At 38.5% G+C, this 19,822-nt stretch carries 16 protein-coding genes and 1 pseudogene; 13 read left to right on the top strand and 4 right to left on the bottom strand.

Annotated features, from left to right (window positions below; genetic code table 11):
- The first annotated feature begins 41 nt into the window (after nucleotides 1-41).
- The 8 genes and pseudogenes from wecA to galU all read left to right on the top strand — a co-directional run bounded on the left by wecA (nucleotide 42) and on the right by galU (nucleotide 7,368).
- Nucleotides 42-1,082: a UDP-N-acetylglucosamine--undecaprenyl-phosphate N-acetylglucosaminephosphotransferase gene (gene wecA, locus ASU03_RS09130; protein WP_057831544.1), complete on the top strand. Its 1,041-nt coding sequence runs from the start codon at nucleotides 42-44 to the stop codon at nucleotides 1,080-1,082.
- A gap of 44 nt (nucleotides 1,083-1,126) precedes the next feature.
- Complete coding sequence (locus ASU03_RS20700) at nucleotides 1,127-1,204, top strand: sugar phosphate nucleotidyltransferase (RefSeq protein ID WP_442855137.1); 78 nt, start codon at nucleotides 1,127-1,129, stop codon at nucleotides 1,202-1,204.
- Between the two features lie 748 nt (nucleotides 1,205-1,952).
- Nucleotides 1,953-2,534 carry a hypothetical protein gene (locus ASU03_RS09125; protein ID WP_157465873.1) on the top strand — a complete coding sequence of 194 codons (582 nt, stop codon included), beginning with the start codon at nucleotides 1,953-1,955 and terminating at the stop codon, nucleotides 2,532-2,534.
- A gap of 386 nt (nucleotides 2,535-2,920) precedes the next feature.
- Nucleotides 2,921-4,455 (top strand): annotated as a pseudogene (locus ASU03_RS19865) (IS3 family transposase).
- 237 nt (nucleotides 4,456-4,692) lie between these two features.
- Nucleotides 4,693-5,067 (top strand): glycosyltransferase, encoded by a 375-nt coding sequence (locus ASU03_RS09110; protein WP_057831542.1) that lies wholly within the window; start codon nucleotides 4,693-4,695, stop codon nucleotides 5,065-5,067.
- 12 nt (nucleotides 5,068-5,079) lie between these two features.
- Nucleotides 5,080-5,238 carry a hypothetical protein gene (locus ASU03_RS21095; RefSeq protein WP_197411230.1) on the top strand — a complete coding sequence of 53 codons (159 nt, stop codon included), beginning with the start codon at nucleotides 5,080-5,082 and terminating at the stop codon, nucleotides 5,236-5,238.
- A gap of 21 nt (nucleotides 5,239-5,259) precedes the next feature.
- On the top strand, nucleotides 5,260-6,426 hold the full coding sequence (locus ASU03_RS09105; protein WP_057831541.1) for a nucleotide sugar dehydrogenase: 1,167 nt from the start codon (nucleotides 5,260-5,262) through the stop codon (nucleotides 6,424-6,426).
- Nucleotides 6,427-6,468: 42 nt separating this feature from the next.
- Nucleotides 6,469-7,368: a UTP--glucose-1-phosphate uridylyltransferase GalU gene (galU, locus tag ASU03_RS09100; RefSeq protein WP_197411229.1), complete on the top strand. Its 900-nt coding sequence runs from the start codon at nucleotides 6,469-6,471 to the stop codon at nucleotides 7,366-7,368.
- 195 nt (nucleotides 7,369-7,563) lie between these two features.
- Here the strand turns inward: galU and ASU03_RS09095 are convergent, their stop codons facing one another.
- The 4 genes from ASU03_RS09095 to cmoA all read right to left on the bottom strand — a co-directional run bounded on the left by ASU03_RS09095 (nucleotide 7,564) and on the right by cmoA (nucleotide 11,934).
- Nucleotides 7,564-8,688, bottom strand: a complete 1,125-nt coding sequence (locus ASU03_RS09095; RefSeq protein WP_057831539.1) for a patatin-like phospholipase family protein — start codon at nucleotides 8,686-8,688, stop codon at nucleotides 7,564-7,566.
- A gap of 39 nt (nucleotides 8,689-8,727) precedes the next feature.
- Entirely contained in the window at nucleotides 8,728-10,086 is a 1,359-nt protein-coding gene (locus tag ASU03_RS09090; RefSeq protein WP_057831538.1) for an anti-phage deoxyguanosine triphosphatase, read from the bottom strand.
- A 106-nt stretch (nucleotides 10,087-10,192) separates the two neighbouring features.
- Nucleotides 10,193-11,161, bottom strand: a complete 969-nt coding sequence (gene cmoB, locus ASU03_RS09085; protein WP_057831537.1) for a tRNA 5-methoxyuridine(34)/uridine 5-oxyacetic acid(34) synthase CmoB — start codon at nucleotides 11,159-11,161, stop codon at nucleotides 10,193-10,195.
- Between the two features lie 38 nt (nucleotides 11,162-11,199).
- Nucleotides 11,200-11,934, bottom strand: a complete 735-nt coding sequence (gene cmoA, locus ASU03_RS09080; protein ID WP_057831536.1) for a carboxy-S-adenosyl-L-methionine synthase CmoA — start codon at nucleotides 11,932-11,934, stop codon at nucleotides 11,200-11,202.
- 155 nt (nucleotides 11,935-12,089) lie between these two features.
- Here cmoA and ASU03_RS09075 point away from each other — a divergent pair, with 155 nt between their 5' ends.
- The 5 genes from ASU03_RS09075 (at nucleotide 12,090) to ruvB (ending at nucleotide 19,756) form a co-directional block, all read left to right on the top strand.
- Nucleotides 12,090-14,993, top strand: coding sequence for a transporter substrate-binding domain-containing protein (locus ASU03_RS09075; RefSeq protein ID WP_057831535.1), 2,904 nt, complete (start codon nucleotides 12,090-12,092; stop codon nucleotides 14,991-14,993).
- A gap of 289 nt (nucleotides 14,994-15,282) precedes the next feature.
- On the top strand, nucleotides 15,283-17,070 hold the full coding sequence (gene aspS, locus ASU03_RS09070) for an aspartate--tRNA ligase (protein WP_057831534.1): 1,788 nt from the start codon (nucleotides 15,283-15,285) through the stop codon (nucleotides 17,068-17,070).
- A 202-nt stretch (nucleotides 17,071-17,272) separates the two neighbouring features.
- Nucleotides 17,273-17,800 carry a crossover junction endodeoxyribonuclease RuvC gene (ruvC, locus tag ASU03_RS09065; protein ID WP_057831533.1) on the top strand — a complete coding sequence of 176 codons (528 nt, stop codon included), beginning with the start codon at nucleotides 17,273-17,275 and terminating at the stop codon, nucleotides 17,798-17,800.
- Nucleotides 17,801-17,920: 120 nt separating this feature from the next.
- On the top strand, nucleotides 17,921-18,559 hold the full coding sequence (gene ruvA, locus ASU03_RS09060; RefSeq protein WP_057831532.1) for a Holliday junction branch migration protein RuvA: 639 nt from the start codon (nucleotides 17,921-17,923) through the stop codon (nucleotides 18,557-18,559).
- Nucleotides 18,560-18,745: 186 nt separating this feature from the next.
- Nucleotides 18,746-19,756 carry a Holliday junction branch migration DNA helicase RuvB gene (gene ruvB / locus ASU03_RS09055; protein WP_057831531.1) on the top strand — a complete coding sequence of 337 codons (1,011 nt, stop codon included), beginning with the start codon at nucleotides 18,746-18,748 and terminating at the stop codon, nucleotides 19,754-19,756.
- The last annotated feature ends 66 nt before the right edge of the window (nucleotides 19,757-19,822 follow it).

Below are 19,822 nucleotides of genomic sequence, written 5' to 3'. Positions count from 1 at the left end.
CCTTTAGGGCGATTTTTAGCTAATACTATCGGAACTTAACTATGTATATTCTTGCTACAGCTACTACCGCATTCATTTTTGCGTTTTTAGCGATTAAATTTTTTAACCCAGTAGCAATAGAAATCGGCTTAGTTGATAAGCCTTGTGAGCGCAAACAGCACTCCGGACATATTCCCCTTATTGGTGGTATTTCAATATTCATAGCGGTACTCGCTGCCAGCCTATTATGGTTACCTAACACATTAGAACTGCGTATGTACCTTATTGCTTCGGCAATGATGGTCTTTATTGGCGCCCTTGATGATAAGTTTGATCTACGTGTACGTGTACGCATAGTTGGCCAGATTATTATTGCCAGTTTAATGATCTATGGTGTTGGTGGCTATATTTCAAACTTAGGTAACATCTTTGGTTTTGGTGATGTGACGTTAGGCCCCTTGGGTATAATCTTCACTTATGTCGGTATTATCGTCGTTATCAACGCTTACAACATGATTGACGGTATTGATGGTCTGATTGGTAGCCTAAGTATTAACACTTTCACTTCAATCGCCATTTTATTTATTATGAGCGGACAAAAAAATTATTTAAGTTACCCCTTGATACTAGCAACGGCAACAGTACCTTATTTAATGTATAACTTGGGTTTTTTTGAAAAGTTTTTTAATAAAAAAGCCAAAAAGATATTTATGGGTGATGCGGGCAGTATGTTTGTTGGTCTAAGTGTTATTTGGTTGTTAACCATGGGTACTCAAGGTGAACAAGCTTCATTTCGTCCTATAACAGCCCTGTGGATTTGTGCAATCCCACTAATGGATATGTTAGCCATTGTAGTTAGACGTTATAAAAATGGTAAATCACCGTTTAAACCTGACAGAGACCATCTACATCATATATTACAACGTGCTGGTTTATCCTCACGTCAAACCTTAGTTGCTATATCAACAATCGCTGTCATTATGTCGGTAATTGGATTGGCAGGTGAGTATTTTCAAGTTGCTGAAAGTGTAATGCTGATAGGATTTTTAGTGATGTTTTTTCTTTATGTTTCTACTATCCGAGTTATTACAAAGAAAATTTAATGCGATAAAAGTATGTTTTAAATTTTGAATTAAAGAGTTTATTAATGATATTACCAGTAATTATGTCTGGTGGCAGCGGAAGGCGATTATGGCCGTTGTCACGTGCACTTCATCCGAAATAACGATGGTGGGTTTAGGTAATAACCCGAAACAGTAAATTAAGCATGCTAGCATCGGTGTTGGCTTTTGTATTTAACCTTATAGGTAATTACTGCTAGTACCCAAATATGGAGCAGCAGTCTCTACCGCTATTTCCTTTTGGCTATTGGATTTATGGTTTATGGTGATGAATATTCGGGATTATTTATTTTACTGTGGATTCTGTTATTATTTTTCATCCTAATTTTAAACAGAGTTGAGATTAAAAAATTATTTAATCTCATTTATCTTAATTCCGAATTGAAATAAATGTTTAATATTTGTTTTATACAGGTATGTAATAGATGTTGATACGTAAACTGGTCTTTTTGTGGTCTTTCTTTCTTTGCACTTCCTTTAGGTATGTTTCCTAAACTGGGTTTTCTGAAAATAGATGATTTATTGTTAATGATAATTATTAGCCTTATTTATATAAAAGACTCTAAAATAGCAACAAAACCACTTCTAATGTCTTTAACACTTATAAGTTTTTTTATTTTCATTGCTTAATAGTGATTTTAGTCCTGAAAAAATTAAAATTGTTGTGCGAGTGGTTCAATGCGCATTGATAATCGTTTTGTGTAAAGGAATGGTTCAGTTTCGTTTAGATGTTTTTAAAGGATATCTGTTAGGTTCATTTTATTATCTCTTTTTTTTTTATATTATTTACTTAGTTATTTTGAATTTAGTAATTTTTTGCTATCGTTTCAATATCATGCGAAAGATTATTTTATGTATCACAATGAAGAGGTCTTTTCAGTCCATATTAACTCCATTGCTGTAATTCAAATGTCGTCAATATTAATTTCATATTTTCTTTTTCAGCATACAAATAAAAAAAGGTACTGTATCTCTATTTGTATTTCTTTAATGGTATTAGTTTTATTGATTGCGAAAAATGCATTAATAGCTCTTTTGTTAATTTCAATGATTGTGTTTTTTTATAAAAGAAATATCCATCGGAAAGGAATTCTTATTTTTACTTCCATCTTTTGTGTTTTCTGGGGGATTTTATTAGCTATTAGTAACTTTGAATTTTTAATTGAATTATCTTCGAATAGGTACTCAATATATTCAGCCGCGATATCGTTGATTGGTGATGATTTATTTGGTTATGGAATTGGGGAGCAGACTAACATTTTACAAAGCGCTACAGGGTTATCTTATCCAGCACATAATGCGGTATTAAGTATAGGTTTAGAATTGGGCTTTTTTCCCATGATTGTTTATATCATTTATAGTATTTTTTACATACAAATTCAAAGGGTATGGGAAATTTGTTTTTTCAGGGTTTGTATTCACAGGATTATTTAGTAACTTACTTTATTTTTATAAATATCATTACTTTATGATGTCCTGTGTTATTTATGGATACTTTCGAATTAGATCTCAACTTAATAGCCCCATTTCTTTTGTTTTAAACAGTCATGAAGTAGCTAAATGACTGTTTTATATATTGATGAATCCAAAATATTTGGTGGTCATGAAATTATGTTTTTATGACACCTTTATGGAGTTCTAAAAAATAGCAAACATAGTGTTGTTATGTTAATTCATCAATACAATATAAGGTTATGTGCAGAACTTTAAAAATTGAGTGATGAATTTAAACCGTTTAGTTTTGAAACGACCCCCTGTGTCAGGGTTGTTGTCGCCTCAATTGATTTTATAAATAAACAGGGTGCGGTAAGTTTAAGTTAGTGGATTATCAAAGGTATTCAAGCCAGTTTAAAGAAGCAATATTAAATAAACTGAGTCAAAGAGGCTTGTCGGTCAAAAAGTTTGTAGAGCAAGAAGGTATAAATATTTCAACCCTGTATAGTTGGCAAAAGCAATTCAATGTCTCAGGTTTAAAAGTGTCAAAAGTTAGTTCGTCAGATGAGTGGTCAAGTGAAGAGAAGTTTGCTGTTGTGCTCGAAACATCCACATTGTCGGAAGTTGAGTTAAGTGAGTATTGTCGAGTTAAAGGTTTATATCCAGAGCAGATGAATCTTGGGAACTAGCTTGTATCGCAGGTAACACAACAAAGCCGAAAAAAGAGTAAAACAAACGCTAGAACAAAAATCTGACAAGCAACGCACAAAAGCATTAGAGCGAGAGCTGCGCCGAAAAGACAAAGCCTTAGCAGAAACCGCGCATTGCTTGTATTAGGAAAAAGTTCGATGCCTATTGGAAGGAAAAAGAGGACAGCTAATTTTTCTGACCGATAGGCAGAAGCATGCACAGTTGGTCAGCACAGCAATCGAGTCAGGTGCGAGGCAAGATAAGGCCTGTGAGATTATTGGTTTCTCAACAAGAACCTTACAGCGTTGGCGAATAGACGGGGAAAATTGGCGCAGATAAAAGGCCAAGAGCAACAAGGCCGGAGCCTGGGAACAAACTGGGTAAAGCTGAAAGGCAAGCAGTGATTGATGTTTGTAACAGCGAAGAGTTTTCCCCATTACCACCAAGCCAGATAGTACCAATACTGGCAGACAGAGGTGAATATATTGCTTCTGAGTCAAGTTTTTATCGCCAATTAAAAGCTGAGAATATGCTGCACCATAGAGGGAAAGCTAAGCCAAGAAATCCCCATAAAAAACCGACGAGCTACACGGCTAAAAAAGCGAATGAGGTGTGGCGTTGGGATATCAGCTACATGCCGACAACCGTGATAGGAAAACACTATTACCTGTATATGATTGAAGACATTTACAGCCGAAAAGTGGTTGGTTGGGAAGTCCACCACAATGAAACAGGTGAGCAAGCGGCAGCGTTACTTGAGCGAAGTGTATGGACAGAGAAATGCTCAAAAACAGAGTTAGTCTTGCACTCGGATAATGGAGCGCCGATGAAAAGCTTAACCATGCGAGCTAAAATGGTTGATTTAGGTGTTGTTACCTCACGCAATCGCCCCAGGGTGAGTAATGATAAACCGTACTCAGAGTCACTGTTCAGAACGGTGAAATACCATCCACGTTGGCCTTCGGAGGGTTTTAAACCCTTAGATGAAGCGCGAAAATAGGTAAAAGAATTTGTGTCTTGGTATAACAATGAGCATCGCCATAGCAGGATCAAGTTTGTCACGCCATGCCAGAGACACGATGGTCTTGATGTTGGGATACTGGCGAAGCGAAAAGGGTTATATCAGACATAAAGAAATGAGCATCCTGAACGATGGTCAAAAAGTGAAAGAAACTGGCAGCCAATAGGCGCTGTGGAGTTAAATCCAGAGCAATACAAAGAAGCTGCTTAACAATTTAGGCGACAACTACCTTGAAAAACACCGATTAAATTGGCAGCGTTTCTTGGTGGTTTTTTGAAAATAATAGGGGTTAAATTTCCTTTAACCTCTTTTAGGTTAAAGAATATGATGACAAATAATGTTTATGATCCATTACCTGTAAATGATATTAATATTTTTGATAATATATCGTTAGAGCAGGGTGTGCAAAATACAGTTGATTTTTTAAATGAAAAAGGTTCATGAATAATGAAAGTTAGCATTATCACCGCAACAGGTGATATTGTTGGTTTCTTACATTCAGATGATTTATTTACCTACTCTGATGCAGTCAAAGATATTGTTGATACTTTTAACGCTAATAACTGTGAAGCGATTTATGCTGATATCGAATATGTATCAAAAGACAATACTAATAATATTGTGCGATTATGGAAATCAGGCGACTATTCAAAGCAAAAACTTAAAAATGGTTGGATGCCTCCACACCCCACTTTTTATATGAAACGCAAACTCTATAAAAAATATGGCTTGTTTGATTTAAGTTTTACAATAGCCGCTGATTACGACTCTTTGCTACGTTATCTTTGGACTAATAAAGTAGAAATGAGTTATTTACCATAAGTGCTTATAAAAATGCCAGTTGGTGGTGTGAGTAACCGAAGTTTTAAAAATATTATTCAAAAAACCAAAGAAGATATAAATGCGTTATCAAATAATAAAATTCCCTTAGTAAAAGCTATTTTGAGGGAAAATTTATCTAAAATCCCTCAGTTTATATTTAAAAGTAATTAACTTATAGTAAATGGATAACAAATGAAAATCACAATAGCAGGAACAGGCTACGTTGGCCTTTCAAACGCAGTATTACTAGCTCAACATAACGAAGTCATAGCTGTAGATATTAATGAAGAACGTGTTAATTTAATTAACGATAAAAGATCAACCGTAGCTGATAGCGAAATCGAAGATTTTTTAGTGAATAAGCCGCTTAACCTAACAGCGACGCTTGATCAAAAACTAGCATACTCAAATGCTGATTACGTGATAATAGCAACACCAACCGATTACGATCCCGACACCAATTATTTTAATACTTCGTCAGTAGAATCGGTAATTAAAGCGGTTATGGCAATTAACCCGACAGCGGTTATGATAATTAAATCAACCGTACCCGTTGGTTATACTGAGCGTATTAAAAAAGAACTTAGCTGTGACAACATCATTTTTTCACCCGAGTTTTTACGTGAAGGCAAAGCGCTTTATGATAATTTGCATCCTTCAAGAATTATTGTCGGTGAGCAGTCGGAACGAGCCAAAGTATTCGCTAATTTATTAGCGCAGGGCGCGGTTAAAGAAAATATTGATATTTTGTTTACTGACTCTACCGAAGCTGAAGCGGTTAAACTTTTCTCTAATACTTATTTAGCCATGCGGGTCGCTTATTTTAATGAATTAGACACCTATGCTGAAACTCATGGCTTAGATACTAAACACATCATTGAAGGGGTTGGCTTAGATCCTCGTATTGGCAATCATTATAATAACCCTTCGTTTGGTTATGGTGGTTATTGTTTACCTAAAGATACAAAACAACTGCGAGCGAACTATAAAGATGTTCCTAACTCGTTAATTAGCGCGATTGTTGATGCTAATACTACCCGCAAGGATCACGTAGCAGCGGCTATTGTGAAGAAAAATCCAAAAATTGTAGGTGTCTATCGTCTTATTATGAAAAGTGGCTCAGATAATTTTAGGGCGTCTAGTATTCAAGGCATTATGAAGCGTATTAAAGCTAAGGGTATTGAAGTTGTTGTTTATGAGCCTGAGCTTAATGAGGCTGAGTTTTTCCATTCTCGCGTAATTACAGATTTGGCCGAGTTTAAAGAGATATCTGATGTCATTGTTTCTAACCGTATGTGTGATAATTTAGCAGATGTAATTGATAAAGTTTATACCCGTGACCTTTTCGGTAATGACTAATAGCAATAGTATTAATATATAAATAATAAATGGAAGTGAATCTTGAATAATAAAATTACAAAAGCAGTGATCCCCGTAGCAGGCTTAGGCACAAGAATGTTACCTGCCACAAAAGCCATACCCAAAGAAATGTTGCCAATAGTCGATAAACCCATGATTCAATATATTATTGATGAGTGTGTGGCTGCGGGTATTAAAGAAATAGTACTGGTAACTCATTCGTCTAAAAATGCTATAGAAAATCACTTTGATAAATCTTTTGAACTTGAAACTACTTTAGAGAATCGTGTAAAGCGTCAACTTTTAGCAGAAATTCAGGCTATTTGCCCTAAAGGCGTTACTATCATGCATGTCCGTCAAGGTGAAGCTAAAGGCTTAGGTCATGCGGTGCTAAAGGCGCGACCTATTATTGGCGATTCGCCTTTTGTGGTGGTTTTACCTGATGTTATTTTAGATGATGCGTCAGCAGATTTAAAAACTGAAAACTTAGCGGCTATGTTAAAGCGTTATAACGAAGTAGGGCATAGTCAAATAATGGTTGAGCCTGTTCCTATGGACATGGTCAGTAATTATGGTGTAGCTGATTGTGCAGGGCACCAACTTGCTGCCGGTGAATCTAAAGCGATGACTGCCATTGTTGAGAAACCACCTATGGATGAAGCACCGTCAAATTTAGCTGTGGTTGGTCGTTATGTGCTATCAGAGAAAATTTGGGACATGCTCGAGTTTACGCCGCCTGGTGCCGGTGATGAAATTCAATTGACCGATGCTATTGCCAGTTTAATGAAAATCGAAACCGTTGAAGCGTTTCATATGACGGGTAAGTCACATGATTGCGGTTCTAAGCTGGGTTATATGAAGGCGAATGTTGAGTACGCTTTACGTCATCCAGAGTTGGGCGATGATTTTCGAGCTTATTTGCAAGAGATAGTGAAAGGTTAGGGTTTCTGTTTTCAGCGACATTGGTATTAAAGACACTAGTAATTTTCACCACAGAGAATTGACTGGTGATTAAGTGATGAAATAAGTAATGGATTCAGGAGAATGTGCGTCCTGCATTCTCTAATAAGTAGCATCCATGCCACGTCTGACTAAACACTTCGGGAATGACGATTTCAAGGATGAGGAACCGGCTCACTATGGCTGAAATGCCTTTATCTTTGTTATATCTTGCTTCATCACAAACTCATTAAAACATTCTGCTAGCCTATCTGTTTGTTCTAATACCTTTAACCAATACTTAATTCGAGTTGAAGAGTCTAGTTCGGTAAAGTCAGTTCTATCGGGGATCTTTTTAAAAGGCAGTGATTGTATAAACTTCGCTGAAGGAGCTAACAGTACAGTATTTTCATAACTGCTGGTGAGTACCTGACGAGTTGAGTTTTTATCAAACCATCCCGCTTTTGGTGCTGAGCAAAAGTGCGGATATAGGGTTAAACCGTCGTTTTTCCCAGCAATTACAACTTCTTGACTGTCTTTATCGACCTTGTAATTATCGGAATTATGATTTTGAGTATCATTGCGCAAGGAAAAGTCAAAGTGATAATCGATAATGCCACCATCTCGGTAGGTGCCTTTAGCTGAACCAGCAATATGTTTGATGCCCGACATCACCATAGGGATTGAACCGGAAGCGAGTAGGGCACTTTTAATGTTATCGCGGGTTAAGTTTTGATAAACATTACTGAAATTATACGGGTCATTTATTGCTAAGGTGCTGCTTGGCTGTTTGAATATATATCGTTGGTATTGTTTGTTAAGTAACCTTCTAGCTACTTTATTTAGCAAGATACTTTTAATTAAACCAGCACCTTGCAATAGCTTATTATCAAAAGCGGTTAAGCCATGGCATTTAGATACCAGAAAGTGGGCTTTAAATACTTTATTGTTGATAACCTCAACGGCGCCATTAGTCGAAAATAGCTGGTCAACTATGTCCACCGCTGTACTTGCTATTTCCTCGGCACTCGGTTTTTTTGAATAAACAGTATGGGCATAATTATGTGCTAAACGCTCTATGGCTTGTACCGGGTTATTTTGGGTTAAACATGCCGCGCGAAAGGCACCGGCACTAGAGCCGATTAGATTTAGCTCTGAGCTGCGGCCGTTGAAAAACTCACCAAAAAGGTATTTATCTAAACCAAACAGGGTAAACCATTTAGGGCCGCCACTAGCGCCAAGGAAATTAGTGAAAAGTTCTTGTTTAAAGCCTTGCTCTTGTATGGTCTTTAAGGCGTTTTTTCCGGCGTATATTTCTAGCATTGCTGCAATATTCTCATGTTTGGTTAATTATCTAACACCTTAGTTTAACCGGTAGTCGGACGCGCCATGGGCATTAAACAGGGTTTGATAAAGGCGAGTGGCGTAATCATCGGTCATGCCAGCAATATAATCCGCAATCACTCGCTGTGGGTTTTGCTTGTTATCAAAGGCTAGTTGCCAGCGCTTAGCGCTATTACTTGGTAGTAAACGTATAGGGTCTGATGAGAGCGCTTGAAAAAGCTCCATCACTATTTGTTGACCTCTATACTCTAGGCGTTGCAAGCTAGTTAATTTGATGACATAAAAGTAAACAAAATCTTTAAATATCTTTAGTGCTTGTGCTGTCGATGCCGGTAAGGTGGCATTATAGCGCAGTAGCGGCTCAGCAAAATTCAACTCATCTTGCTCATTTAAATCGCTTAGCTTTATCGCGGTAATCAAATAATTGACTAAACCGCCAATGGCATCTTTTTGTAAGTGATGGTGATCACTAAAAAGCTTATCCGTTAAGGTCTTGCTATATTCTTGTAGCCAAGGGTCGTCAATTTGTTGCAGCTTGTCTATTACTTCTCGGTCAAAATCAGTGCGATTGACCACGTTGGTTACTATGGCATCTTCGAGATCATGAATACTGTAAGCAATATCATCGGCTAGCTCCATAATGGAGCAATCTAGGGATTTGAAACGGGTTTTATTATGTTGGTTATTAGTGGGCATGTTTTCGCTTTGACCGCTCATACTTTGGAATAAGGTACGATCAGCGCTTGATAGTGGCTCAAGTACCCAGTCAATAATATCTTGATCGTCGCTGTATAAACCCTTGGCAGGGTGCCAGTCATCGGCTTTGAGTTGTCGAAAACTTTCAACATACTCTGGCTTGGTTTTTCGGCTCAGGCTATTTATTAACTGTGGGTATTTCATTAAACCCAGTAGTGTTCTTCTGGTTAAATTCATCCCAAAGTGTTCACTAAAGGTTTCTAAGCGCGCCACTATACGGAGAGTTTGGCCGTTACCTTCAAAACCACCATGATCTCGCATCATATAATTTAACGCGGTTTCACCACCATGGCCAAAGGGCGGATGGCCAATATCATGAGCTAAGCAAATTGTTTCTATTAAACTATCACTTTTAGGAAAATGCGCTGCACATAGCTCTGGGTATTTTCCGCGTAACTGCGCCGTTATGCCCGAGCCGATTTGCGCCGCTTCTAATGAATGGGTTAAGCGCGTGCGATAAAAATCACTTTTTCCGCTGCCCATGACTTGGGTTTTAGCTTGCAAACGACGAAAAGAGGCAGAATGTAATACCCGAGCTCTATCGCGCTGAAAAGGGTCTCGGTGATCTTGCTGCCTGTTGGTAACTTTTGTCAGACGTCTTGCTAACCAAACATCATTCATAGTGTGCCTTACTTTAATTGATTACTTATTATAGCTATAGTTTTATTGCTCACTTTAGCTTTAGTGCTATTTTTATAAGTTACACCAATTAGTTAGCTATTAATAGTTAGGCATTCGCAATAAATATGGCACGTTTTGGCGCTGGGTAACCCTCAATGGTTTTGCTGCTATCATTAGGGTCAAGAAAGTCTTGTAGTGATTCAGTATTTATCCACTCGGTTTTTCTTTGTTCATCTAAGGCAGTGATATCCGTATTTACCACACGAACATTGTTAAAACCACAACGCTCTAACCAGGCACACATGGCTTGTTCACTGGGTAAAAACCACACGTTACGCATTTTGGCATAACGCTCACCTGGTACCAATACCGTGTTTTCATCACCATCAACAATGAGCGTTTCTAACACTAATTCACCGCCTTTGACCAGTTGTGCTTTTAATTGGTAGAGGAAATCAATGGGTGATCTACGGTGATAAAGTACCCCCATAGCAAATACGGTATCAAAAGCCTTTAATTCGGGTAGTTGCTCAACACCTAAGGGTAATAAATGTACCTGGTCATCATTAATAAAGTGTTTTATCGCATTAAACTGCATTAAAAATAGTTGCGTAGGGTCAATACCCACCACAAATTTAGCACCAGCGCCGCGCATCCTCCATAGGTGATAGCCACTACCGCAACCTATGTCTAATACATACTTACCTGATAAGTCGCTGATATGCTGCGCTAATCTATCCCATTTAAAGTCACTGCGCCATTCGGTATCTATATGTAAACCATGAATATGGTAGGGACCTTTGCGCCACGGTTTAAATTTTTTCATTAAGTTTTCAAGGCGTTTAAATTCGCCGTTATTTAAGTCACCTAGCTCACCCACCTTGACACTATTTATTAGCTCAATGGCTGACTTACCTTCAACACTTGGCAAGGCGTCTAATGTTTTTTGCCAATGTTTGAAATCACCGTGTAAATTATTTTCATGCCAATGCGTTAATTGTCCAGGTAAGGTATTTAACCAATGGCTTAAACGGTTAGCGGCGATTTGTTGGTAAAAGTGGTTGAACTGTTTCATAGGATTCTAATTAGTATTTTTGAAGGTGGTGTATTCGCTTATTTGATGGCAATGATCGAGCTAAAATTAAAACATTGAAACCACAAGGAACTATGACTAAAACCGGCTTGATCTAAACGCTGTTTATGTACATCAAGTGAGTCGGTTAACATGACTTTTTCTAAAGCGCTACGCTTTTGGGCAACTTCTAATTCACTGTAGCCATTATCTCGTTTGAAGCTATGGTGTAACTCAATTAACACTTTATCAATGGCTGGGTCTTCAGCGCTGATTTTTTCTGAAAGCACCAATAAACCGCCAGGTTTTAAACCTTGAGCAATTTTATTCAGTAATGCTTGGCGCTGTGATTTTTCTATAAATTGTAAAGTGAAATTCAATACCACCATGGACGCATTTTCTATCACCATATCTTGAATATTCCCTTCAATAATAGTAACGGGAGTATTGCCTTTAAAAGCATTAATATGCATTTTACAGCGTTTGACCATGTCGCTAGAATTATCGACACCAATGATTTTGCACCCTTTAGCGGTAATGGCTTTGCGCATCGCCAAGGTAGCCGCCCCTAAAGAACAACCGAGATCATAAATATTACTGTTTTCTTGGACAAACTGTTGGCTAAGTCGGCCTATAGTGTCAATAATAGTGTTATAGCCTGGCACAGAGCGAGAAATCATGTCAGGGAAAACTTCAACGACTTGAGCATCAAAGGTAAAGTTTTTAACGTGCTTATGCGCTTGTGAGTAAATTAAATCGGTATCAGAGTTATGCATTAGCTTTGCTATATTCTCTATTATGTTAAGGTTGTGAGTATCTATACTCGTTAGCAGTCAAAGTACTCTGCAACAGGTATCTTGATGACTAGCGGGTAAATAAAGGCTTATTTTAACCGATCTCGTTAGCAACGCTATATTTATAGGGAATTTTTTTGAATTTTTTTTACCAACAGACCAGACATTTCATTGTTATTGTCTTTTTCTTAAGCATTATTAGCCTAACTACCTTGGCAGCAAAGCCTGTTATTGCGCTTGAAAAAAAGTTAACCCCGGTGACTTTGTCGATTAAGCAACCGTTAACGATTGCCATTAATGAAACGTCTTTCCCCTATCATGCGATTGATGAACAAGGCAATGTCATTGGTTTGATGGCTGATATGTGGCGTTTATGGGCAAAAAAACAACATGTTGATATCCAGTTTGTTGTGCTGCCATGGCTGGAAACACTTAGCCAAGTCGCTAAAGGCAGTGTCGATATTCATGGTGGTTTAAGTATTATAGATTCACGTCGTGATACTCTTGATTTTTCAGCCTCACTTTTTCATGTTTATAGCCATCTTTATGTGCATCAGCAACTTAATAGCGTTGATAGCCTTGCCGATTTAAAACCCTATAGTATTGGTGTCGTTACCGGCTCCGCTCATATTGAAAAATTGCAAAAATTTTATCCTGATTTAGCCTTGAAAACCTATGATAATCGTCATGACTTATACCGAGCGGCTTTAAATAACGAGATTTTAGTTTTTAGCGGTTTAGAGAAGCTAGCAGATAATTTTCCTGATTATGAACGTTTACGGCAACGCTTTCCTGTGCATAAAGTTTTACGCTATCAGCAAGGAGATTACGGTGTTGCGGTCGCTAAAAATAACGCTAGTTTACTTAGTTTTATCGAACAAGGTTTTAGGGAAATATCCAGAAAAGAAAGGGCTGCCATTGAGCGTAAATGGCTAGGCTTAGATAAACAAAAGGATAGCTTACTTGTTGCATTTTCATCACATTACCCACCTTACATGGGGGTTAGTCCGTCGGGAGAACCGCAAGGGTTACTGATAGATGTGTGGCGTTTATGGTCTAAAAGTGTTGGCATAAATGTTGAATTTGTCGCCCGTGATATGGCCGAGGGGTTAGACCTTATTGCTGAGCAAAAAGCGGATATACTTTTAGTATATCCCGATCATGTTAAGGCACTGGAACATACTTTATTTGCCAAACCTATATATTTATCAAATGTTCAAGTATTTGTTAATAAAGCCCTTAAAAATAGCGAAGGTAAAAAGATACATTCCCTCGAACAATTTGCTCAACATTTTAGTCAAGCTATTATTGGTATTTGGCAAGGTGCTACTTTTAAAGAACAATTTATTGCCCAATACCCGCAGATAAATATCCGCTATTTTAGTAGTCTCAGTACTATGCTTAATGCCGCTGATCAGGGTGAAATATCTGGCATTGTGGGCTTAGTTGATTTAATTAATGCCAAGTTAGTGCAAAGTAATTTGCAAGCGCTTTTCTATCGCCTAGACAGCCCTGTTATCACCTTGAATTTATCGCCGGTCATCCATAAGAAAAATACTAAGTTAATGCAAATCATTAATAAAGGCTTCAACGAATTAGATATTAATAGCCTTATTCAAATTGAAGCAAGGTGGTTGAACGGTAATACGGGTGAATATTATTATAAAAAACAAGCACAAAAAATCAGTTTGCATAATGATGAATTAGCCTTTTTAGCGTCGCGTGGAAAAATTAACTTAGGTATTGTTAAGAACTTATCACCCGTCGAGTTTATTGACGAACAGGGAGACTTTTCGGGTATTAATAGCGATATTATTAACTTAATTAGTGATAGAACCGGGGTTGATTTTAATTACGTGGTTTTTGATAGTTGGCAGAAATTATATAAAGCATTATTAACGAATAAAATAGATATGCTTGGCAGTATTACGCCCACGGCAGAACGTGAAAAGCTGGTGTTATTTACAGAAAGCTACTGGCAAATGCCTTGGGTCATGGTGCATCCACAATATTATGGTCGACAAACAAAACTTGAGGATTTCTATGGCAAACAAGTGGCTATTGTTAAGGGCTATTATTTAATAGCCCTGTTGAGAAAGAAACACCCCTTAATCACTTTTAAATTAGTTGATAATAGGGAGCAAGCATTAGCTGCACTTCAGCAAGAGCGTGTTAATGGTTTTATCACGACTATGGCTTCGGCGACACACTTACTAAAGCAAGAAAATATAGTTACCTTGATGATATCTATGATGGAAGATGTCAGCTTAGATAAAAGTCATTTTGGTATTAACAAAGAGTTGCCTTTATTGAAAAGTATTATTAATAAAGGTTTATTGTCGATCACTGAAAAAGAAAAACAAAGCATTTACGACAATTGGTTTACGTTAGCAATTAAAACCGGCCTTGATAAAAATGTTGTCTTACAAGTTGCTGCACAAATAGGTGTTATCATTCTATTGGTGCTTGGCGTTATTGTTATGTGGAATAGACGCTTGCAAGTTGAAATTAAACATCGTGAGCAGCTTGAAAAAATAATGAAGCATATGGCAACCCATGATGAGTTAACGGGTCTTGCTAATCGAGTGTTATTAAAAGATAGGTTAAGCACTGCAATAGCATTTCATCAACGTCAGTCGTTGAAAATGGCGGTGTTATTTATCGATCTAGATGGCTTTAAAAATATTAATGATACTCATGGCCATGATGTCGGAGATGAGCTGTTGCAACAAGTTGCCCTGCGTTTGCAAGGATGTGTGAGAAGTTCCGATACCGTAGTGCGCTTTGGTGGTGATGAATTTGTCTTGTTACTCACTGGTTTGCATAGCCCCAATGAAGCCGCTTATGTTGCTGAAAAAGTATTAAGGTTGATGCAAAAAGAGTTTGAACTATCAAAGACCAAGGCATTTATCGGCTGTAGCATAGGCATAGCCATGTATCCCGCTGATGGTGATAACGATACCGAGCTACTGAAAATTGCTGATACCATGATGTACAAGGTAAAAGCGGCCGGTAAAAGCCACTATATTTTTAATTCATAGATCTTCAACGGGATACTTCGATGATGACGAGTTCACCTTTTAAATATTCATTCATTTATTTCATTGATACTCCAATCTCAAATCCACCCCTACCGTTATTCCCGACGTGTTTAGTCGGGAATCCATAAGGTTTAACGATAAAATACGCTTGTTGTGCCTTTAATTAGCGCTTCTGCTTGTTCTAGGTGACATTAACAATCTTTGCTTTATAATATGCCAAAAATTATCCTGACAATCGCTAGTTAGTGCTTGTTAATAAATTTAATAGAATTGGTATAGGGCAAAATACATGCGCAGTATTTATTGTGGTGAAGTAAACGAGTCTCACATTGGGCAAGAAATAACTTTATGTGGTTGGGTTAACAAACGTCGTGATTTAGGCGCGGTGATCTTTATAGATTTACGTGACCGTGAAGGCTTAGTGCAAGTTGTTTATGATCCTGATTTACCTGAAGTAATCAAAAAAGCCAATACTTTACGCAATGAATTTTGTGTACAAATTAAAGGTAAAGTTCGCGCGCGTCCTGACGGTCAAGTGAATAAAGACATGAAAACTGGTGCTATCGAAGTATTGGGTTTAGAGCTGACTATTTTGAATAAGTCTGCGCCATTGCCATTAGATGCCAATCAAGTTAACTCAGAAGAGTTACGATTGAAGTATCGTTATCTTGATTTACGTCGTGTTGAAATGACCGAACGGTTACGTTTTCGTGCCAAAGTCACCTCAGCAGTACGAAGTTCATTAGAAGCCGAAGGCTTTTTAGATATTGAAACGCCAATTTTAACTGCCGCAACCCCTGAAGGAGCTCGAGACTACTTAGTACCAAGTCGGACTCATAAAGGTCAGTTTTTTGCGCTGCCGCAATCACCACAATTATTTAAACAATTGTTGATGATGTCAGGTATGGAACGCTATTATCAAATCGTTAAATGTTTCCGTGATGAAGATTTACGTGCTGATAGACAACCAGAATTCACTCAAATAGATATTGAAACCTCATTTATGAGCAGTGATCAGGTAATGGCTATTGCCGAAACTTTGATCCGTGATTTATTTAAAACCATGTTAGATGTTGATTTAGGTGAGTTCCCACGTATGTCTTACCATGAAGCAATGACTCGCTTTGGTAGTGATAAACCTGACTTACGTAATCCATTAGAGCTAATCGATGTTGCTGATATTTTAAAAGATGTTGAATTTAAAGTATTCTCAGGACCGGCTAACGATGAAAAAGGACGTGTGGCGGTTATTTGTTTACCACAAGGCGCAGCTAAGTTCTCACGTAAGGGCCTTGACGATTTAACTAAATTTGTTGGCATTTACGGCGCAAAAGGTATGCCTTGGTTAAAAGTTAAAGATATTGATGCTGCCCTTGCCACGGGTGTTGACGGTTTACAATCACCGATTTTAAAATTCTTATCCAGTGATGTAGCCATCGCCCTATTAAAACGTGTTAACGCAAAAACAGGCGATATCATCTTCTTCGGTGCTGATAAGTATAATGTTGTTACTGAATCTTTAGGTGCACTTCGCCTTAAACTGGGTGAAGAGCTTGATTTACTGCAAGGTGAGTGGAAACCACTATGGGTTGTTGACTTCCCCATGTTTGAAGAAGTAGATGGCGGAATGCACGCTATTCATCACCCATTTACCGCACCGATGAACTTAACTCCTGAAGAGTTAGCAGCCAATCCAGTCGACGCATTATCAGATGCCTATGACATGGTATTGAATGGCTGTGAACTTGGCGGTGGCTCGGTACGTATTCATAAGCAAGATATGCAAGCAACGGTCTTTAGAATTTTAGGTATTAGTGATGAAGAAGCACAAGAAAAATTCGGCTTCTTACTTGAAGCGTTACAATACGGTGCGCCGCCACATGCTGGTTTAGCGTTTGGTTTAGACCGCTTAGTGATGTTAATGACAGGTGCCAGTTCAATCCGTGAGGTAATGGCTTTCCCTAAAACCACGACCGCCGCTTGTCCATTAACCAATGCACCCGGTAAAGCAAATCCAGAGCAACTTAAAGAGCTGGGTATAGCCACACTTGTTGAAGAAAAGAAAGACGCAGAGTAAGCATTAGCCGTTAGCAATATTTATCATTCGATACCTAACAACTATCGTCTAGGGTAATTAACTTGTGTGTTAACGTTATAACAATGCAGCTAGAGCCTATGTTTTAGCTGCATTTTTTATGGTATTAACTGTATACGTTAAAATATCGTAACATTACCTTCATAAAAAAATCATACAAACATATTAATTAAGAGGCGAGCCATTGACCATTATTCTAGGTATAGATCCCGGTTCACGTTTTACCGGCTATGGCGTTATCAAACAAGAAAATCGACAGCTAACTTATCTGGGCAGTGGCTGTATTAAGGCGCTCAGCCAGGGCGATGAGTTAGCTTCACGGCTACAAACTATATTTGCCGGTATCTCTGAGATAATTATTCAATTTAAACCAGACATGTTTGCCATAGAGCAAGTTTTTATGGGGGTAAACCCAGGTGGCGCGTTGAAACTTGGCCAAGCACGGGGTGCCGCCATCGTTGCCGCAACCAATACCGGTTTAACCATTAGTGAATATTCAGCCAGGCAAATTAAGCAAGCGGTAGTGGGCACAGGTGCGGCAGATAAAAGTCAAGTACAGCATATGGTAAAAACTCTGTTAAAGCTGCCAGGGACACCACAAGCCGATGCGGCTGATGCCTTAGCTGTGGCTATATGTCATGCTCATAGTCATACCACTATTGCCAGATTAGCTGGCCAAGCCAGTAAAACAGTGAGAGGACGTTTACGCTAAATGATTTTATAAGAGTTTTGCCAAATAAGGCCAAGGCGTTTTATCACTTAGCGAATGCTTTACTGTATAAATATATAGTGGTATTATTTATTTCCTTAATAATAGTCCTTGGTACTTGCTGTGATTGGTCGTTTACGTGGCATGCTTGTCGAAAAAAATTCCCCTGAAATATTAATTGAATGTGCTGGTGTCGGTTATGAAGTCACCATGCCAATAACCAGTATTTATGCCTTACCTGAACTTGAGCAACAAGCGATTATCTATACTCATTTTGTCGTTCGTGAAGATGCGCAATTACTGTATGGTTTTACCAATAAAGTTGAGCGAAAATTATTTCGTTTATTGATAAAAGTTAATGGTGTTGGCCCAAAATTAGCGCTAGCGGTATTGTCTAACATGTCTGCGGATCAATTTGTGGCTTGTGTTCGTCATGATGATATTGCCGCCATTGTAAAAATCCCTGGTGTCGGTAAAAAAACAGCAGAACGTTTACTCATTGAAATGCGTGACCGTCTAAAAGATTGGCAGGCACAACAACCGGTGCAATTAGTCAGTAATGATGGTGTCATACCCGAGCAGTTATCCGCTGATCTTAGCCAAGATACTACCTTTATTAGCGATAATAAAGGCGATGCTATTGATGCCTTGTTATCGCTTGGTTATAAACAAGTACAAGCAGATAAAGCGGTTAAATCGGTATATAATCGCGGCATGTCTAGTGAAGATATTATTCGCGATGCGTTGAAGTCAATGGTGTAACATTAGCCCGTGATGTCTCAGTTTGCCGTGTATATGTGTTAGCGTCATTCCCGTGATGGTTTAGTCGGGAATCCATGTGTACTTTCTAGCAAGGATTAGCAGAATGATTTACTCGGCAGATTGATCATCTTTTAGCTTTAGCGCATTTGAATGATGCGCTAATACACTTTAGAACTTAGGTAACTTATGATAGAAGCAGATCGCTTAATTGAACCCATTGCATCGGTAGAAGATGAAAGGGGTGATCGCGCTATTCGCCCTAAAATGCTAAAAGACTATACCGGTCAACAGCATATCAAAGCACAAATGGAAATCTTTATTCCGGCCGCTAAAAATCGTGGTGAGCCCTTAGATCATTTGCTTATTTTTGGCCCGCCAGGTTTAGGTAAAACCACCTTAGCCAATATCGTTGCCAATGAAATGGGCGTGAATATACGTACTACCTCAGGACCTGTGTTAGAAAAAGCCGGAGATTTAGCCGCGCTATTAACTAACCTAGAAGAAAATGACATTCTGTTTATTGATGAAATTCACCGGTTAAGCCCTGTGGTTGAAGAAATACTGTATCCAGCGATGGAAGACTACCAATTAGATATTATGATTGGTGAAGGGCCAGCTGCTCGCTCAATTAAATTAGATTTACCGGCATTTACCCTGATAGGCGCGACAACTAGGGCAGGGGCATTAACCTCACCATTACGTGATCGGTTTGGCATTGTCCAGCGACTAGAGTTTTATAATGTTACTGACTTAGCAACTATTGTTCGGCGTTCGGCACACTTTTTGAATTTAACCATAGACGAGCAAGGCGCATTTGAAGTGGCGCGCCGCTCTCGTGGCACACCACGTATTGCCAACCGTTTATTACGCCGAGTACGTGATTATGCCGATGTCAAATCTCACGGTATAGTTAACCAAGACGTTGCGGCGGCGGCCTTAGATATGCTCGAAGTTGACAGTGAAGGCTTTGATATCATGGATAGAAAGCTACTACACGCTATTATTGATAAGTTTATGGGTGGGCCGGTTGGTTTAGATAATGTAGCGGCTGCCATTGGTGAAGAGCGGGAAACCATTGAAGATGTGATCGAGCCTTTTTTAATTCAGCAAGGTTTTTTACAGCGCACACCACGCGGGCGTATTGTTACTGATAGAGCCTATCAACACTTTGGCCTTACCAAAGAGCCAGTTGAGTAGCGCTGTTTTTATCTATAAAATATCACGCCTAAAAATGCCAGCATCTAGCGGGCATTTTTTAATTAG

The organism is Colwellia sp. TT2012 (assembly GCF_001440345.1).
GTDB lineage: Bacteria > Pseudomonadota > Gammaproteobacteria > Enterobacterales > Alteromonadaceae > Colwellia.
The sequence above is the reverse complement of the archived record's forward strand: the minus strand, read 5'-3'. Positions and strand labels throughout refer to the sequence as shown.

Bases quoted from the DNA above. Each gene is read 5' to 3' on its own strand.
- ASU03_RS09125 (WP_157465873.1), top strand. From the start codon at position 1,953: ATGTATCACAATGAAGAGGTCTTTTCAGTCCATATTAACTCCATTGCT.
- ASU03_RS09095 (WP_057831539.1), bottom strand. From the start codon at position 8,688: ATGCTAGAAATATACGCCGGAAAAAACGCCTTAAAGACCATACAAGAG.
- ASU03_RS09110 (WP_057831542.1), top strand. From the start codon at position 4,693: ATGAAAGTTAGCATTATCACCGCAACAGGTGATATTGTTGGTTTCTTA.
- ruvB (WP_057831531.1), top strand. From the start codon at position 18,746: ATGATAGAAGCAGATCGCTTAATTGAACCCATTGCATCGGTAGAAGAT.
- ASU03_RS09090 (WP_057831538.1), bottom strand. From the start codon at position 10,086: ATGAATGATGTTTGGTTAGCAAGACGTCTGACAAAAGTTACCAACAGG.
- cmoB (WP_057831537.1), bottom strand. From the start codon at position 11,161: ATGAAACAGTTCAACCACTTTTACCAACAAATCGCCGCTAACCGTTTA.
- ASU03_RS09105 (WP_057831541.1), top strand. From the start codon at position 5,260: ATGAAAATCACAATAGCAGGAACAGGCTACGTTGGCCTTTCAAACGCA.
- aspS (WP_057831534.1), top strand. From the start codon at position 15,283: ATGCGCAGTATTTATTGTGGTGAAGTAAACGAGTCTCACATTGGGCAA.
- cmoA (WP_057831536.1), bottom strand. From the start codon at position 11,934: ATGCATAACTCTGATACCGATTTAATTTACTCACAAGCGCATAAGCAC.
- ASU03_RS21095 (WP_197411230.1), top strand. From the start codon at position 5,080: ATGCCAGTTGGTGGTGTGAGTAACCGAAGTTTTAAAAATATTATTCAA.
- wecA (WP_057831544.1), top strand. From the start codon at position 42: ATGTATATTCTTGCTACAGCTACTACCGCATTCATTTTTGCGTTTTTA.
- ASU03_RS20700 (WP_442855137.1), top strand. From the start codon at position 1,127: ATGATATTACCAGTAATTATGTCTGGTGGCAGCGGAAGGCGATTATGG.